At 35.6% G+C, this 337-nt stretch carries 1 protein-coding gene; it reads left to right on the forward strand.

Annotation, left to right across the window (positions count from 1 at the left end; all coding sequences use genetic code 11):
- Positions 1–95: 95 nt before the first annotated feature.
- Positions 96–337 (forward strand): two-component regulator propeller domain-containing protein (locus DBR11_RS27980; RefSeq protein ID WP_146186698.1); only part of this gene is annotated, 242 nt, incomplete at its 3' end.

Genomic DNA, 337 nt, shown 5'->3' on the forward strand with positions numbered 1-337 from the left:
GAATTACGCAAGATTCTGTTCTTATTCAATTTGAATATTCGGATATTAAGAGTCTCAATCAAAAATAATTCTTTAAACCTGAACGACCGGCCATCATGATACGCATCAAATGGAACTTTAGCCATCTGCAGTTGCTTTTATTTCTTGTATTATTACAACTACCTGCATATGCCCAAAAAGAGGTTCATTTCAGTAATTTAACCCTGGAAAATGGGCTCTCACAAAATTCGGTGCTTGCCATTTGTCAGGACAATCAACAATTTCTCTGGTTTGGAACAAAACACGGTCTTAACCGATATGATGGGTATCAATTTAAGATCTATAGAAATATACCTGC

Origin of the sequence: Pedobacter sp. HMWF019 (assembly GCF_003061025.1) — a bacterium.
Lineage (GTDB): Bacteria > Bacteroidota > Bacteroidia > Sphingobacteriales > Sphingobacteriaceae > Pedobacter.